Here is a 16,813-nt window from a genome sequence, read left to right on the forward strand (position 1 = left end):
TTATTGTAATTTAAAATTGAATAATTAATGATTATCGTACCCTTAGCCTGCGCTCAGGGTACGATTTCATATATATTATTCTTCTAATCTGATATCCAGACCAAGACCTTTTAGTTCGTGCATTAATACGTTAAAAGACTCTGGTAATCCTGGTTCTGGCATAGGCTCACCTTTTACGATACTTTCGTATGTTTTGGCTCTTCCTATTACATCATCAGATTTTACAGTCAGTATTTCACGAAGTGTACTTGAAGCACCATAAGCCTCCAGCGCCCATACTTCCATCTCTCCAAAACGTTGACCTCCAAATTGTGCTTTACCACCAAGTGGTTGCTGAGTAATCAATGAGTAAGGACCTATAGAACGTGCGTGCATCTTATCATCTACCATATGACCTAGCTTAAGCATATAAATCACACCTACTGTTGCAGGTTGGTCAAAACGATCTCCAGTACCACCATCATATAGATATGTATGTCCAAATCTTGGAATTCCTGCTTCATCAGTCAATTCATTAATCTGATCAAGTGAAGCTCCGTCAAAAATCGGTGTAGCAAACTTTCTACTTAATTTCTGACCAGCCCATCCTAATACAGTTTCATAAATCTGACCAATATTCATACGTGAAGGTACTCCTAGTGGGTTCAATACGATATCTACCGGTGTTCCGTCTTCTAAGAATGGCATATCTTCTTCTCTTACGATACGTGCAACAATACCTTTGTTACCGTGACGACCTGCCATCTTATCACCTACCTTAAGTTTACGTTTTTTAGCAATATAAACTTTAGCAAGTTTTATTATTCCTGAAGGTAATTCGTCTCCTACAGAGATTGTAAATTTCTCTCTTCGAAGATTACCTTGTAAATCATTTTCTTTAATCTTATAGTTGTGGATAAGGTCTGCAACCATATCGTTAAGATCATTATCAGTTGTCCAAGTACCTTTAGTAAGGTGAGCGTAGTCATCAACACTGTTAAGCATTTTCTGAGTATACTTCTTACCTTTAGGAAGTACTTCTTCTCCAAGGTCATTCATTACACCTTGTGAAGTTTTACCACCAACAATAGCAAATAACTTGTCTACCAACTGAGATTTTAACAATGCGAATTTAGCATCATATGATCTCTCTAATACAGAAATATCTTCTTTATCCTGAGAGCGCTTACGCTTATCTTTAATAGCTCTCGCAAATAATTTCTTATCAATTACAACCCCGTGTAATGATGGAGAAGCTTTTAAAGAAGCATCTTTTACATCTCCAGCTTTATCACCAAAGATAGCTCTTAATAATTTCTCTTCCGGAGTAGGATCACTTTCACCTTTTGGAGTAATCTTTCCGATAAGGATATCACCCGGCTTGATCTCTGCACCTACACGAATCATTCCATTTTCATCAAGATCTTTAGTAGCTTCTTCAGAAACATTAGGGATATCATTAGTTAATTCTTCATTACCTAATTTAGTATCTCTAACCTCCAGAGAATATTCATCAATATGAATAGATGTAAAGATATCATCTCTTACTACTTTCTCAGAAATTACAATCGCATCTTCAAAGTTATACCCTTTCCAAGGCATAAAGGCTACTTTCATATTTCTACCAAGAGCAAGCTCCCCATTCTCAGTTGCATAACCTTGACAAAGTACTTGTCCTCTTTCAACTCTATCCCCAACTCTTACGATTGGCTTAAGGTTGATACTAGTACCTTGGTTGGTTTTACGGAATTTGATAAGCTCATAAGTTTTTGAATCACCATCAAAACTTACCATTCTTTCTTCCTCAGTCCTATCGTACTTGATAGTGATCTTTTGCGCATCTACATATTCTACCTCTCCAGCGCCTTCAGCGTTAATCAGTACTCTAGAATCTGAAGCTACCTGACGTTCTAATCCTGTACCCACGATTGGCGCATCCACTCTTAATAATGGTACTGCCTGACGCATCATATTCGATCCCATCAATGCACGGTTCGCATCATCATGCTCCAAGAAAGGAATTAAAGATGCCGAGATAGACGAAATCTGATTAGGTGCAACATCCGTATAATGTACAGTAGATGGATCTACAACTGGGAAATCACCTTCCATACGGGCAATTACCTTATCAGCTTCGATAGTTCCATCCTCTTTCATAGGAATATTAGCCTGTGCAATTAACTTCTCCTCTTCTTCCTCAGCACTTAGGTATCTGAATTTAGAAATATCAACTTTACCATCTTCTACCTTACGGTAAGGAGTTTCTAAGAATCCCATTGAATTCACTTTTGCAAATACAGAAAGTGAAGAAATCAGACCAATATTTGGTCCTTCAGGAGTTTCTATAGGACATAAACGACCATAATGCGTATAGTGAACATCACGAACCTCAAACCCTGCACGTTCACGTGATAAACCTCCTGGACCTAAAGCTGAAAGTCTACGCTTATGCGTAATCTCTGCCAATGGATTTGTTTGATCCATAAACTGAGATAGCTGATTTGTTCCAAAGAATGAATTAATTACAGATGATAAAGTTTTAGCATTGATCAAATCGATCGGTGTAAACACCTCATTATCTCTAACATTCATACGTTCACGGATCGTACGAGCCATACGAGCTAAACCAACTCCAAACTGCTGTGATAATTGCTCTCCTACTGTTCTTACACGACGGTTAGAAAGGTGGTCAATATCATCAATCTCTGCTTTAGAATTAATTAACTCTATTAAGTATTTTATGATAGTAATAATATCTTCTTTGGTAAGTACTTGCTTATCCATTTCGATATTAAGACCTAATTTTTTATTCATTCTGTATCGACCTACTTCACCAAGGTTGTATCGTTGGTCTGAGAAGAATAACTTGTCAATAATACCTCTTGCAGTTTCCTCATCAGGCGGCTCTGCGTTACGTAATTGACGATATATGTGTTCTACTGCTTCTTTTTCAGAGTTAGTAGGATCTTTTTGTAATGTATTATGGATAATAGCATAATCACCTTTTTGATTATCTTCTTTATGCAATAATATAGTTTTTGCACCAGAATCAATAATCTCATCAAGATGGTCTTTATCTAAAATAGTGTCACGATCTAAAACAATCTCGTTACGTTCTATAGATACTACTTCTCCAGTATCTTCATCCACAAAATCTTCATGCCATGTATTCAATACACGTGCAGCTAATTTACGTCCAAGTACTTTCTTTAATCCAGATTTAGAAACCTTTACCTCTTCTGCAAGGTCAAATATTTCTAAAATATCTTTATCGCGCTCAAATCCAATCGCACGGAAAAGAGTAGTAACTGGTAATTTTTTCTTTCTATCGATATATGCGTACATCACGCTATTAATATCGGTAGCAAATTCTATCCAAGAACCTTTAAAAGGAATTACTCTGGCAGAATATAATTTTGTTCCATTAGCATGGAACGATTGTCCAAAGAATACTCCGGGAGAACGGTGTAATTGTGATACAACAACACGTTCTGCTCCATTGATACAGAATGTACCACTTGGAGTCATATAAGGAATTGTACCTAAATACACGTCCTGAACAATAGTCTCAAAATCTTCGTGTTCCGGATCAGTACAGAATAATTTAAGACGTGCTTTTAATGGCACACTATACGTAAGACCTCTTTCTATACACTCCTGAAGATCATATCTTGGAGGGTCAACGAAGTAATCGATAAATTCTAGTACAAATTGATTACGAGTATCCGTAATCGGGAAGTTTTCCATGAAGGTATTATAAAGACCTTCGTTTCCTCTTTCTTCAGACTTTGTTTCTAATTGAAAGAAATCCTGGAAGGACTTAATCTGAATATCCAAAAAATCAGGATAATCAGGTCTATTCTTTACAGAAGAGAAATTCAATCTTTCAGTTTGCGTTGCTAACATCAATGGACGGAATTAAATTAAAATTTAAAAAATGGGTGCGTACTATATACATAGTAATTATATACGCAAAATGGTTTAGACCCCGGAGAGTACTCTCCGGGGCTAAACCTTTGTGTCAATATTTGGTAAGCTTACTTAAGCTCAACCTCAGCTCCAGCCTCTTCTAATTGAGCTTTTAGAGCTTCTGCTTCATCCTTTGCTACTCCTTCTTTGATTGCTTTAGGAGCTTCATCAACTAATCCTTTAGCATCTTTAAGACCAAGACCAGTTAATTCTTTAACAAGTTTTACAACTGCTAATTTAGCACCACCAGCTGCTTTAAGAATTACGTCGAATTCAGTTTTTTCTTCAGCAGCATCTCCTCCACCAGCAGCAGCGCCACCAGCAACAGCTACTGCAGCAGCAGCAGGCTCGATACCATATTCTTCTTTTAATATATCAGCTAACTCATTAACTTCTTTTACTGTTAAGTTAACTAATTGTTCTGCGAAATCTTTTAAATCTGCCATTTTCTATCGTTTTAAATAATTTTTTTTAATTGAAATATAATTTGTTAAAAAGTGCGTACTCGCCAATAATTATCCTTCTTTTTCGGATAATGTTTTAAGGATACCGGCTATTGTACCTCCTCCAGATTTTAATGCTGAAATAACATTCTTAGCAGGAGATTGTAACAGACCGATAATATCGCCAATAACTTCTTCTTTAGACTTGATATTAACAAGTGCTTCCAGATTCTCGTCACCAACAAATATTGCTTCTTCAACAAATGCTCCTTTTAATAGAGGTTTCTCAGATTTCTTACGAAACTCCTTGATAACCTTAGCAGGCGCATTACCAGTTTCAGCAAACATAATTGAAGTATTACCTTTTAACACATCAGGTAACTCTCCAAAGTCCTTATCAGATTTCTCCATTGCTTTTGCAAGGAGTGTATTTTTAACTACTTTTAATGATACATTAGCTTTAAAACAAGCTCTACGTAAATTTGAAGTTGTCCCTGCATCTAACCCTGAAATATCAGCTAAATAAATATTAGCATTTTCAGCAAGCTGAGCAGTCAAGTCTTCAATTACCAATGATTTTTCTTCTCTTGTCATAATCGTTTATCTTAATTACCCAGCAAAGTTTTTAGAATCAATCTCTACACCAGGACTCATTGTAGAAGATATATATATAGACTTAATATATATTCCCTTTGCAGTCTGTGGTTTCAACTTCACTAATGTTGTTAATAATTCTTTAGCATTACCAGCTATTTTTTCCGCATCAAAAGAAGATTTTCCTATTGAAGCATGTACAATTCCAGTTTTATCAACTTTAAAGTCAATTTTACCGGCTTTTACATCAGAAACAGCTTTTGCTACATCCATAGTTACAGTACCAGTCTTAGGATTAGGCATTAAACCACGAGGACCTAATACTCTACCCAATGGACCTAATTTACCCATAACACTAGGCATAGTGATAATTACATCAACATCTGTCCAACCACCTTTGATTTTATCCAGGTACTCATCAAGTCCAACATAATCAGCACCAGCTTCTTTAGCTTCTGCTTCTTTATCTGGTGTAACTAATGCTAACACTTTAACATCTTTACCAGTTCCGTGAGGTAATGTTACCACACCACGAACCATTTGATTAGCTTTACGAGGATCTACGTTCAAACGAACTGCAAGATCCACTGAAGCATCAAAATTTACGTTTGTTATCTCTTTTACTAAAGCTGAAGCTTCTTCTAATGTATATGCTTTATTGCTATCTACTTTAGCACGTGCTTCTTTTTGCTTTTTTGTTACTTTTGCCATTTTGTAAACGTTTTTGGATTAAAAAGGAGCTTGTCCTTTTACAGTTACACCCATTGAACGAGCAGTACCAGCAATCATTTTCATAGCAGACTCGATAGTAAATGCATTTAAATCAGGCATTTTATCTTCTGCAATTGTACGAACTTGATCCCAAGTAACACTTGCCACTTTTTTACGATTAGGCTCTCCAGAACCTTTCTTCTGTTTTGCTGCTTCCAGTATCTGAACAGCTGCAGGTGGAGTTTTAATAACGAAGTCAAAAGACTTGTCACTATACACATTAATAACAACCGGTAATACTTTACCAGCTTTATCTTGTGTTCTACCATTGAATTGCTTACAGAATTCCATGATATTTACTCCAGCAGCACCTAGAGCAGGTCCAACAGGTGGTGATGGGTTAGCCGCACCTCCACGAACTTGTAGTTTTACAACCTTACTTAACTCTTTAGCCATTTTTGTAATTTTAAATTTAGGATTGTTCTATAGTTGGAAGCAAGAGAACAATTCAGGATATATAATGTAACAATTATTATACTTTTTCTACTTGCATATAACTTAGCTCCAATGGTGTTTTTCTTCCAAAAATCTTAACCATCACTTCTAGTTTACGCTTTTCTTCATTTACTTTTTCTACAGTACCATTAAATCCATTAAATGGACCATCTATAACTTTTACAGTCTCTCCTACTGTGTAAGGAATTGCAACGTTATCCGTTTTCACTGACAATTCATCTACCTTACCAAGCATTCTATTAATTTCAGCCTTTCTTAATGGCACAGGATCTCCTCCTTTAACTTCTCCAAGAAATCCAATTACACCATTAATAGACTTTATGATATGAGGAACTTCTCCCGCAAGATTAGCCTCTATCATTACATAACCAGGGAAATAAACTCTTTCCTTATTTATCTTCTTTCCATTACGGATCTGAACAACTTTTTCTGTAGGTACTAATATCTGAGAAATAAAATCTTCAAGACCCATATGAGCTATTTCACGCTCTATATAGTCCTTAACTTTATTCTCTTGACCACTAACGGCTCTTACCACGTACCACTTTTTTGTATTATCTACTTCAGCCATTTTTAGAATTTAAGATTTAACCCAAGTAAAATAATACTCTATTACATTACTAAATACAGTATCAACTCCCCAGATAGCCAAAGAAAAAATAACCGAAAAAACGATTACAACTAAAGTTAATCTTTGTGCTTCTGCCCAAGGGGTCCAAGTCACATGATTTTTTAACTCGTTATATGATTCTGTAATGTAATTTATAAATCCAGCCATCTTTTTTACTTTTTGAACGAATAAAAAATATATTCGCTATACATTCCATTTAATTAACAATCAACATTTAAAAAATATTGATTATCGAAACCCGAGTTGAGAGTCTCCTTTACCTTCGTTTAGGAAAGGATTCTCATCTGGTTACTTTTTTCAATCTTAAAGAACACCCTTTAACACAATTTTGCTTAAGTATATTCTTTTGCACGGGTTGAGAGGCTCGAACTCCCGACACCTGGTTTTGGAGACCAGTGCTCTACCAACTGAGCTAAACCCGTATACATAAGGCAAGGTATTCACCTGAGTGAATACCTTACTTTAATATATAATTATTGTATTAGTCTAAAATTTCAGTTACTTGACCAGCACCTACTGTTCTACCACCCTCACGGATTGCAAAACGAAGACCTACATTCATTGCAATTGGCTGAATCAACTCAACAGTAATAGTTAAGTTATCTCCAGGCATTACCATCTCAACTCCATCAGGAAGCGCAATGTTTCCAGTTACGTCAGTTGTACGAACGTAAAACTGTGGACGGTAGTTATTATGGAATGGAGTGTGACGTCCACCTTCTTCTTTCTTAAGGATATAAACCTCTGCTTTGAATTTAGCGTGAGGAGTTACAGAACCAGGCTTAGTGATTACCATACCTCTAGAAATTTCACTTTTCTCAATACCTCTTAAAAGGATACCAACGTTATCTCCAGCCTCTCCTCTATCTAATATCTTACGGAACATCTCAACCCCAGTAATAGTAGAAGTTAATTTTTCAGCTCCCATACCGATGATTTCTACAGGATCTCCAGTGTTTGCAACACCAGTTTCAATACGACCAGTTGCAACAGTACCACGACCAGTAATAGAGAATACATCTTCGATAGGCATTAAGAAATCTTTATCTACATCACGCTTAGGCAACTCAATCCACTCATCAACAGCAGCCATAAGCTCCATTACTGTATCTACCCACTTTTTCTCACCGTTAAGTGCTCCAAGTGCAGAACCAGCAATTACAGGCCCATTATCTCCATCATACTCATAGAAAGAAAGAAGATCTCTTACTTCCATATCTACAAGCTCTAATAATTCCTCATCATCAACCATATCCACTTTATTAAGGAATACAACGATTCTAGGAATACCAACCTGACGTCCTAAAAGGATGTGCTCACGTGTTTGTGGCATAGGACCATCAGTAGCCGCAACTACTAAGATCGCACCATCCATCTGAGCAGCACCTGTTACCATGTTCTTTACATAATCGGCGTGACCTGGACAGTCAACGTGCGCATAGTGACGGTTCTGAGTTTGGTACTCAACGTGAGATGTATTAATTGTAATACCTCTTTCTTTCTCTTCAGGAGCATTATCGATAGTATCGAAATCTCTTGCTTCAGAAAGACCAGCCTCTGCTAATACTTTAGTAATCGCAGCAGTTAAAGTTGTTTTACCGTGATCAACGTGTCCAATAGTACCAATATTTAAGTGTGGTTTGGAACGATCAAAAGTTTCCTTTGCCATAATTAATTTATTTAATCTTAGTTATATATTAGTGTTCAATTTATAATTCTGAACTAAGAGCCAATGACGAGATTTGAACTCGTGACCTCTTCCTTACCAAGGAAACGCTCTACCCCTGAGCTACACCGGCTTTTAAATGAGTATAATGATAACTCAGAGTTTTCATGTCATTTAAGAAAGAAATCTGACTCATCACTACACTTATATTAAAAATCCAATCTCAAAATAAGCTCTTAAGATCAGCTCTATGCTTAGAGCGGGAGACCGGGTTCGAACCGGCGACATTCAGCTTGGAAGGCTGACGCTCTACCAACTGAGCTACTCCCGCATTTTAAATTAAGAATTCAAAATTTTGAATCCATAATTAAAAAAGTGGGGAGAGCAGGATTCGAACCTGCGAAGTTAAAAAACAACAGAGTTACAGTCTGTCCTCGTTGGCCGCTTGAGTATCTCCCCAATAATAAAAATCAATATTTTCTTCTATGAACTTATCAATTTTGAGAGCGCAAAAATAGACAATTATTTTGCAATTCAAAATTTAATTATAAAAGCTTCAGTTTTTATTCAAACTTTTACTTTTTTAGAGCCGATAGAGGGACTCGAACCCACGACCTGCTGATTACAAATCAGCTGCTCTAGCCAGCTGAGCTATATCGGCTTTTCACTATGTTTTTGAACATAAAAAAGTCCGCTATTTCTAACGGACTGCAAATGTATAATAATTTATTTTTTACACAAAACTATTTTCTAAAAAAATAGTCAAACATGTGCATTTAATTTTTCTTTCCGTTTTTTTAACTGTCTTTCCAAAGAACTAACACATTCATCTACACCTTCTTCGAACGTTTTATTAATTTTTTTGATCATAAATTCATCTCCAGGTACACTTAATAGGATTTCAGTAATTTTATTCTCCTTACCACTCGTATTCATAACTTTCAAAAACACATCGGCATGAATTATTCGGTTAAAATGATTTTCTAACTTATCCAACTTAGTTTGGGTAAAATCCACCAGTTTTTGATCTACATTAAAATTTACGGACTGCAAGTTTACTTTCATAGATGTTAGTTTAATTGGTTAAACAATATATTTCTAGCCTAAAAGAACGACAAACAAGAGTGTTTATCTTTTACTTTTTATTCCGTGGATGAGATTGTTTATAAACTTTAGCTAACTGAGCAACGCTATGATGTGTATAAACCTGCGTTGCAGCCAAACTAGAATGTCCAAGCAATTCTTTTACAGCATTTAAATCTGCTCCCTCGTTCAGCAAATGTGTCGCAAAAGAATGTCTAAGGATATGCGGACTCTTTTTTACCTTTGAGGATGCCTTACTAAAATAACTATTTATGATTCGATACACAAGTGTTTCGTAGATTTTAACTCCTTTTTTAGTCAGTAGTAAAAATGACTCTTCTAAATTACTTGTCAATTCAGATCTTAACAACAAGTACCTCTCTATAGTTACACAAACCGAAGGAAGAAGAGGCAGGTATCTTTCTTTATTACGCTTACCCAACACCTTTATCTGTTTATCACCCACATCAACATCAGAAAGTCTCAAGTTTACCAATTCGGCTCTCCTGATACCTGTGGCATAAAACAACTCTACAATCAACCGATCTCTAACACCCTCAAACCCTTCATCATCTAACAGATCCTTTAGGACATCTTCTACCTCGTTAGCCGAAAATGGAATCTGCAGTTTTTTTGGAGCTTTTAATGCCTGATGTTTTGCTAATGGGTTTTTATCTATATGTTCGATTTTTAGCAAAAACTTGTAATAGGTTTTAAGGGAAGATACTTTTCTATTGACAGAACGGTTAGACATACCTTGATCAACCAACATCACTATCCAAGATCTGATTTGTGGATAATTAGCCTTTGATATTTCAGAAATATCATGCTCCTTTAGACAAAACTCCTGAAAAGAAAGTAAATCAGACTTATAAGCTGTAACTGTATGTATAGAATATTTTTTTTCGAGAAGTAAATAATCTATAAACTCTGAAATAAACATAAAAAAACCGTTAGAAAACAAAAGTATGAAACTTTTGGAATCCCAACGGTTAAAATTTTATACTGAAAAACGAAGCTTCCTTTATAAGGACAGACTGCGCTTCAACTTTTTAAATCTCTTCCTGGTCTCTCAAGTGCTGGATGTAAGCAGCTTTCTGAACCTGAGCTCTGCGCTCTACAGAAGGTTTTGTAAATGCTTGACGCTTACGAAGCTGACGCATCGTTCCTGTTCTATCGAATTTACGCTTAAAACGTTTTAACGCTCTATCTATATTCTCTCCGTCTTTAACTGGTATAATTAACATAGTTGCACCTCCTTTCTTTAAAAATTAGGATGCAAAGATACTATAAAAGTATTATCTACAAAGCTTTTTTTACAGTAAGTTAGTTAATTTATGTTTTTGCTCAACAATACTAGATATTACTATGTAGAAAAAACGACTTTTTATCTGTCTTAGGGCTTATAGACAAACAAAAAGTCGTTTTAGAATTTATAAGTAAGTAAAGAATCTTGTTTGTTAGCAACAAGAAAGTATTTTAATCTATTTTATTTTAAAGACCAAACAGAATACCCTTTTGGCGGTGCTTGAATTTTAACCCATCTACCTCCTTGAGTAGTTGGTTGCCAACCAGAAGCACCTGTGTAATCTTTTATTTGTCTATTTGACCAATTAGTTTGAACCCATCTTTCTTTCCAAGAATTAGAGTTATTGATATATACAACCAATCCATTCTTTCCTCCTCCTCCATTTCTTCTGGCAATATATTCATCATTATCAGTCCATAGATTAGAAGTGCTACCTCCCGCAAGGTTATTATGAATCCAAATAAGATTATTTAATTTATTCTTATCTAACCAATCTTCATAATCCCTGTAGAAAAGTGCAGGGTACCCTTCATGTGTAAGAATATATGCGTATGCTAATATCTTATTATTATAAATCTCATCAGTATCATGGTTAGCAACAAAAGTTACCGCTCTAGAAGCATTTCTTTTCCACAGCATATCGCCACTAAGGGCGTTTAAATTATTACCCACAAATGCATCTCTCATTTTATAATAACAAGCAAAATCGAATGCTGACATTTGTGCTTCATTTGTCCACCAATCCAATGTATTTACATTTCCATCCCAGTATTCACCAACTGAAAATCCTCCTACATTGTTTTTCCATTCCCTAACAACCCACGGTTCAAATCCTTTTACATAATCAAATCTCCATCCATCAAATCCCATTGTGTTTTTATAATACTTAGCCACAGAGTTAGATCTCCCCCATAACCAGTCCTGTACATATACCTTGCTATGACTTAAGTCTGGAAACCCACCAAAAATTCCACTATCTGACGAATATGCCTCGTTTGGATGAAAATCATATTTAGTTCTAAAAAACTTACCGGACATTGGCTCAAACTTTGTATAAGTATCCTTTCCTGCAAATTCGTTAGACTCTAAATCTCCTCCACTGTTATGATTAATTACAATATCAGCAATTACACTAAGACTATTATTATGTGCAGCAGTAATCAAACTGGTGAGTTCTGAACGAGACCCAAATCTAGTTTCTGTACTTCCCATTTGGTTAAACTCCCCAAAATCATAATAATCAAAAGGATCATACCCCATGGAGAAAGGTCCATTCTGGGCTTTACTAACTGGCGGCAACCAAATTGCATCAACTCCCGCATTACTCCATTCACCAACTTTACTCTTTACAACATTCCACCAGGTACCTCCCGCAGGAACATCCCAATAGAATGCTTGCATCATTACTCCAGAACCGATTGGCTTTAGAGCTTTAGAAGAAACTTCTTCTACGAGATCAATAGATTCAGAATCTACAGTCTCGTATACTTCATCTTTACTACATGAAACGAAAAACAACGTTGTAGTAGCAAACCCATAAAAAAGATTACTTAATTTCATAATAATTTAGTGTTTTGTGTTAATTTATTCTCAAATTATGAATTTAGAACTTTACGAAAACGATTGAAGTTAAACGAAAACGTTTTCGTGTTAATAAAACCCTAAAAATTAACGTTTAAAACTTGTAAAAAACAACATATTACGGTTTACCCATAAAAAAAGCGTCAAAAACCAATTGTTTATGACGCTTTCATAATCTTATTATATTTTATTCTAAAAAAACCTAGGAGCTGATTTGTACTCTTTTTTGTCAATCACTATTTTGGCGAATTGAAAAAACAATTTTCGCCAAAACATCAATCCTACCTACTGTTTCACTGCTGGTTTGTACTCTTTTTTGTCAATCACTATTTTGGCGAATTGAAAAAACAATTTTCGCCAAAACATCAATTCCACCTACTGTTTCACTGCTGGTTTGTATTCTTTTTTATCAATCACTATTTTGGCGAATTGAAAAAACAATTTTCGCCAAAACATCAATCCTACCTACTGTTTCACTGCTGGTTTGTATTCTTTTTTATCAATCACTATTTTGGCGATAATCTCTCTTAAGATTTCAGAAGTACCACCTCCGATTGGCCCTAATCTACTATCTCTAAACAATCTTGCTAACGGATATTCTTCCATATATCCATAGCCACCCAGAAGTTGAAGACAATCATATATTACTTTATCAGCCATCTTGGTAGAAAGCAGTTTAGACATACTAGCTTCTTTTACCACATATTGCCCATCATTAAGTCTCTTAGCAATAGAATAGTTAAACTCTTTACACATTTCTACTTCACTAGCCATATCAGCTACATTATGTCTTAATGCCTGAAACTTATCAATTGTTTTACCAAATGCCTCACGTTCTGACATATATTTAATAGCATATTCTAATGCATGTTCAGCTCTAGCATGTGCATTAACCCCCATTATCAATCGTTCCAAAGCAAAATGCTGCATAATATAAGAGAAACCTTTATTCTCTTCACCCATCAAATTATTAATAGGAATCTTTACATTATCGAAAGCTATTTCTCCAGTATCAGAAGCTCTCCAACCTAATTTATCCAATTTAGTAGCAGAAATACCAGGAGATTCTCGATCCACAATAAAAATACTGATTCCTTTATTGCCTAATTCAGGATTGGTTTTGGCAGCAATGACTAAATAGTCACTATATACACCATTGGTAATAAAGGTTTTGGATCCATTAATAATATAATGTTCTCCATCTTTTACCGCAGTGGTTCTCATTCCTGCTACATCAGACCCCCCAAATGGTTCTGTAATAGCTAAGCACCCAATTTTTTCACCAGAAATACTTGGAGTTAAATATTCTTCTTTAATTCGGTGGTCTCCTTCTTTATTTACATGAGTCATCGCCAAGTATACATGCGCCCACATTGCAGCTGCAAAACCTCCTGAATTGATCTTCTGTAGTTCTTCTAAAAAGATAATAGTATAGAACAAGTCTAATCCCATTCCTCCATACTCTTCGGGGTAGGCAATACCAAAATAGCCCATCTCTCCAAATTTCTCCCAAATAAAACGATCTATTGTTCCAGATTCTTCCCATTTATCAATATGAGGGGTAACTTCCTTTTGCAAAAAGTCTTTAAGACTCTGTCTAAAAAGTTCGTGCTCTTCTGTAAAATACATGTTATTCATGTGACAATTTTAATTTTTTTGAAGCTTCGTGTGTTACCATATTTTAAGAAATTCTGAAAGATTCTAAACAAATCAGTAGTCAAATTTCAGAATCATCAAAAAACAAGGTTATTTTTTCCGATTTTTATTTTAATGTCAAATATAATGCTAATCTATCAATTTTTTCTAAAGAAAACCCTTCAATTTTTCCTAATTCCTCAAAATTAGATATTCCATTATTAGCTTCTACAAAATCTTTGACCTCTAAAGCAGTTTCAAAATCAAAATAAGGGATCTCCATTAATTCTTTTACACTTGCATTATTTAGATTTATCCTATTAATTTTTGAAGGTGTTTTTACCGTATATGATGATAAAATCTTGTTATAGTGATACTCATACAATCCCGAAACATCTTTAAGCTGAATGTCATCAACATACCCTTTAAATTTATTTCTATGCTTAATAATCTTATCTGCAATAAAATCAGGTATACCTAAATCTTCTTGCAATTCTTGTACAGTTACCACATTAAGATTACCCTTCTGCTTAAATGATTTAATAGGAAACTTATTCGATTTATATTCCCTTGGTTTATTATTGTTATTCAGCCATTCCGGAAATTTAAACATAGGTGAAATTATGGCTAACAAAGAATCTGAAACTCCAGTAACATTTTTGAAATCTGCAGTAGAATTTATCCATTTGCCCTGTTTACGGTATTGGTATATCTTATCCAACTGTTCTGGAGTCAAACCCAAGCTATATCCTCTATAGTCAGAAATAAAGTTAGGATTAAAAGGTCGTTGTTTATATTGAACCCTTTCCTTTTGCTCAATTTCCTTAAGAGAATCAACCTGCTTCTGAAACGCAGTTAATTCTTTAAAATTATTTTGTTTATTAGTATAATATGGGAAGAAAGTGTAGCACAAGACTAATACAAATAGCAATATAGATAAAAGAAGAATCCCATTTCGAAAACGTGAATGCATCTCGAAATGGGATTTTATATTGCTCATTAAAATAATATTCTAATTCTTTGAAGCTTTTATAGCATCAAAATATCTTGCTAATTGCTTTTTAACTACAGGGAATAAGAAGAATAATCCTACCATATTAGGGAATACCATTGCAAAAATCATTGCATCTGAGAATGCCCAAATAGAGCTCATACTAGCTGCAGCACCTATAACTACAAATGTCAAGAATAATAGTTTATATACTAAATCTGCAGTCTTACCTCTTCCAAATAAAAATTTCCAAGATTGCAAACCATAGTAAGACCAGGAAATCATTGTAGAAACAGCAAAAAGTACTACCGCAATAGTTAAGAAAACATTAGAATAAGGAATATATTTAGCAAAAGCTATCGATGTGATTCCTGCACCTTCATATGAAACACCATCAATTAAAACAGCTCCACTACCATCTCCTCCGTATTGGAAAGCTCCTCCAGAGTTAAATATAATGATTACTAACGCAGTCATTGTACAAATCACTACGGTATCAATAAAAGGCTCTAATAAAGCTACTAAACCTTCTGATGCAGAATATTTGGTTTTTACCGCTGAGTGAGCTATTGATGCAGAACCTGCACCTGCTTCATTAGAAAACGCAGCTCTTTTGAAACCAACCAATAATACTCCAATTAACCCTCCTACCCCAATAGCTTTAGGCTTAAACGCTTCAGTAACAATCATAGCTAGTGCATCATCTACAAAAGAGAAGTTACTAAAAATTATATATAAACAAGCAAGAATATACATTACTGCCATTAACGGAACCACTTTTTCCGTTACGGATGCAATACGCTTAATTCCTCCTATAATTATAATACCTACTAGAATTGCCAGTATCACACCTATAATCGTACCTGCTCCAGCACTTTCTAAACCCATCAATTCTTTTAATACTATTGTAGCCTGATTGGATTGTGCTGCATTTCCTCCACCAAAAGATCCTCCGATACAGAAAATAGCAAACAAAACTGCAGTAATTTTACCTAACCATACGAAACCTTTTTCTTTAAGCCCTTTACTCAGGTAATACATTGGTCCACCGTATACTGTGCCATCTTCACCAACATCTCTATACTGTACACCTAAAGTACACTCTACAAACTTGGTTGACATACCTAATAATCCACAGATAATCATCCAAAAAGTTGCTCCCGGTCCACCCAATGCAATTGCTAATGCTACACCTGCAATATTACCATTACCCACGGTACCTGAAACTGCAGTCGCTAATGCCTGAAAGTGACTTACTTCTCCTTCTTTACTCTCATCTCTTATAGTATCTCTAATATCTCCATCTACTACATTTACTTCTGGCTTTCCTTCGATTCCATGCCCCTCGACATCGTCATATTTTCCTCTTACTACATTGATTGCTCTAGCAAAATATCTAATATTAGGAAATCCAAAATATATAGTAAAAAACAAGGCACTCATTACTAATAATATAATAACAAATGGAGCACCACTAAAAACTTCAAAGAAAATTACATTTGAGAAAAAATCTGAAATAGGCTTAAAACCTTCATCTATTTTTTGGTCGAGACCTTTTTCTGTAGTCTCTTGTGCAAATGTTAAAAATGGAATTGTGAGTGCTAAAAATGAAAGAAGATATCTCTTCATAATTCTGTGAGTTAATTGAATTTAGTTATTAAGAAAGGCAGCAAGATGCTAAAAAAAATGGATGCATACAATTTTT

The 16,813-nt window shown here is 35.1% G+C and carries 15 protein-coding genes and 5 tRNA genes; all 20 read right to left on the minus strand.

The genetic code is table 11. The features are described from left to right. Window positions 1-75: 75 nt before the first annotated feature. Window positions 76-3,885 carry a DNA-directed RNA polymerase subunit beta gene (gene rpoB, locus J8M14_RS18920; RefSeq protein WP_211076399.1) on the minus strand — a complete coding sequence of 1,270 codons (3,810 nt, stop codon included), beginning with the start codon at window positions 3,883-3,885 and terminating at the stop codon, window positions 76-78. A gap of 131 nt (window positions 3,886-4,016) precedes the next feature. Then, the gene (gene rplL / locus J8M14_RS18925) at window positions 4,017-4,394 is read right to left on the minus strand and encodes a 50S ribosomal protein L7/L12 (RefSeq protein ID WP_211076400.1); all 378 of its coding nucleotides are present in this window, start codon (window positions 4,392-4,394) and stop codon (window positions 4,017-4,019) included. A gap of 69 nt (window positions 4,395-4,463) precedes the next feature. Beyond that, on the minus strand, window positions 4,464-4,985 hold the full coding sequence (gene rplJ, locus J8M14_RS18930; RefSeq protein WP_211076401.1) for a 50S ribosomal protein L10: 522 nt from the start codon (window positions 4,983-4,985) through the stop codon (window positions 4,464-4,466). Window positions 4,986-5,000: 15 nt separating this feature from the next. After that, entirely contained in the window at window positions 5,001-5,696 is a 696-nt protein-coding gene (gene rplA / locus J8M14_RS18935; protein WP_211076402.1) for a 50S ribosomal protein L1, read from the minus strand. A gap of 18 nt (window positions 5,697-5,714) precedes the next feature. Then, window positions 5,715-6,152, minus strand: coding sequence for a 50S ribosomal protein L11 (rplK, locus tag J8M14_RS18940; protein ID WP_211076403.1), 438 nt, complete (start codon window positions 6,150-6,152; stop codon window positions 5,715-5,717). Between the two features lie 76 nt (window positions 6,153-6,228). Further along, window positions 6,229-6,783 carry a transcription termination/antitermination protein NusG gene (nusG, locus tag J8M14_RS18945; RefSeq protein WP_211076404.1) on the minus strand — a complete coding sequence of 185 codons (555 nt, stop codon included), beginning with the start codon at window positions 6,781-6,783 and terminating at the stop codon, window positions 6,229-6,231. Window positions 6,784-6,792: 9 nt separating this feature from the next. After that, window positions 6,793-6,990, minus strand: a complete 198-nt coding sequence (gene secE / locus J8M14_RS18950; protein ID WP_211076405.1) for a preprotein translocase subunit SecE — start codon at window positions 6,988-6,990, stop codon at window positions 6,793-6,795. Window positions 6,991-7,192: 202 nt separating this feature from the next. After that, window positions 7,193-7,265, minus strand: a tRNA-Trp gene (locus J8M14_RS18955). 59 nt (window positions 7,266-7,324) lie between these two features. After that, window positions 7,325-8,512 carry an elongation factor Tu gene (gene tuf / locus J8M14_RS18960; RefSeq protein ID WP_211076406.1) on the minus strand — a complete coding sequence of 396 codons (1,188 nt, stop codon included), beginning with the start codon at window positions 8,510-8,512 and terminating at the stop codon, window positions 7,325-7,327. A gap of 58 nt (window positions 8,513-8,570) precedes the next feature. After that, window positions 8,571-8,642 (minus strand) — tRNA-Thr (locus J8M14_RS18965). Window positions 8,643-8,767: 125 nt separating this feature from the next. After that, window positions 8,768-8,840: transfer RNA gene (locus J8M14_RS18970), tRNA-Gly, on the minus strand. 45 nt (window positions 8,841-8,885) lie between these two features. Beyond that, window positions 8,886-8,968 (minus strand) — tRNA-Tyr (locus tag J8M14_RS18975). Window positions 8,969-9,096: 128 nt separating this feature from the next. After that, window positions 9,097-9,170: transfer RNA gene (locus J8M14_RS18980), tRNA-Thr, on the minus strand. 101 nt (window positions 9,171-9,271) lie between these two features. Next, window positions 9,272-9,574: a ribosome-associated translation inhibitor RaiA gene (gene raiA / locus J8M14_RS18985; protein ID WP_211076407.1), complete on the minus strand. Its 303-nt coding sequence runs from the start codon at window positions 9,572-9,574 to the stop codon at window positions 9,272-9,274. 70 nt (window positions 9,575-9,644) lie between these two features. Next, on the minus strand, window positions 9,645-10,535 hold the full coding sequence (locus J8M14_RS18990) for a tyrosine-type recombinase/integrase (RefSeq protein WP_211076408.1): 891 nt from the start codon (window positions 10,533-10,535) through the stop codon (window positions 9,645-9,647). A gap of 109 nt (window positions 10,536-10,644) precedes the next feature. Further along, window positions 10,645-10,839, minus strand: a complete 195-nt coding sequence (rpsU, locus tag J8M14_RS18995; RefSeq protein WP_109299973.1) for a 30S ribosomal protein S21 — start codon at window positions 10,837-10,839, stop codon at window positions 10,645-10,647. Between the two features lie 242 nt (window positions 10,840-11,081). After that, window positions 11,082-12,461 carry an alpha-amylase gene (locus tag J8M14_RS19000; protein ID WP_211076409.1) on the minus strand — a complete coding sequence of 460 codons (1,380 nt, stop codon included), beginning with the start codon at window positions 12,459-12,461 and terminating at the stop codon, window positions 11,082-11,084. Between the two features lie 486 nt (window positions 12,462-12,947). Continuing rightward, window positions 12,948-14,120 (minus strand): acyl-CoA dehydrogenase family protein, encoded by a 1,173-nt coding sequence (locus J8M14_RS19005; RefSeq protein WP_211076410.1) that lies wholly within the window; start codon window positions 14,118-14,120, stop codon window positions 12,948-12,950. Window positions 14,121-14,244: 124 nt separating this feature from the next. Next, a complete protein-coding gene (locus J8M14_RS19010) occupies window positions 14,245-15,090 on the minus strand; it encodes a helix-hairpin-helix domain-containing protein (RefSeq protein ID WP_211076411.1) in 846 nt (281 codons plus the stop codon). A 39-nt stretch (window positions 15,091-15,129) separates the two neighbouring features. Further along, window positions 15,130-16,737, minus strand: a complete 1,608-nt coding sequence (locus J8M14_RS19015) for an alanine/glycine:cation symporter family protein (RefSeq protein ID WP_211076412.1) — start codon at window positions 16,735-16,737, stop codon at window positions 15,130-15,132. Window positions 16,738-16,813 lie beyond the last annotated feature (76 nt).

It is taken from the genome of Aquimarina sp. MMG016 (assembly GCF_018100805.1).
GTDB lineage: Bacteria > Bacteroidota > Bacteroidia > Flavobacteriales > Flavobacteriaceae > Aquimarina.